Source organism: Oleiphilus sp. HI0066, assembly GCF_001635725.1.
Genome location: NZ_LWFH01000785.1, coordinates 1 through 744, shown reverse-complemented (window position 1 = coordinate 744; position 744 = coordinate 1). Strand labels below are relative to the sequence as shown.

General features: G+C 44.4%; 1 protein-coding gene. It reads right to left on the bottom strand.

The features are described 5' to 3' along the window. On the bottom strand, window positions 1–744 hold a 744-nt coding region (locus tag A3738_RS09455), incomplete at both ends, for a Lon-insertion domain-containing protein (protein WP_156504145.1).

The following is a 744-nucleotide window of genomic DNA, read 5'->3' as shown; positions in this document are numbered from 1 at the left end:
AATCTCACATGCATCAAAGAAGCCTTCAATCTTCTCGTTCACACCGCCAACTGGCTGAACCTCACCAAATTGATTCACCGAGCCGGTTACAGCAAAATTTTGCTTAATTGGCCGTTCACCTAACGAAGAAACTAACGCGCATAATTCAGCCAACGATGCGCTATCACCATCAACTTCTCCATAAGACTGCTCAAAGGCAATACTTGCAGACAAAGGCATCGGCTTATACTTCGCAAACAAAGTCGAAAGATAAGATGAAAGAATCATCACACCTTTCGTGTGAATATTTCCGCCTAGACGCGCATTGTGCTCAATATCAATGATATCGCCATCACCAAAGTAGCAATTCGCAGTCACCCTATTCGGCATACCGAACTCGGCTCCACCTGTACTCAAAACTGAGAGCGCATTGATTTGTCCGATCACAGCCCCTTCGACACTTAGCAAAGTGGAACCATTGCTTAGGGTGTGAAACATTTGATCTTTGATACGACTGTTACGCATTAAGTTACTTTCTAAAGCCCTCTCTACATGAGCACAACGAATCATGTTCGAGCTTTGTTCTTGGGCCCAGTAATTACTTTCACGCAACAAGTTGGCGATATCCGACGCGTGCAGAGAAAGCTTACTTTGGTCTTCTGCTTGTCGTGAACTATGTTCAATCACTCGAGCGATCGCTTTGCGATCACAATGCAGAAAAGACTTCTCGTGAACCAAACTTGAAATGAACTGCGCATAATGAGA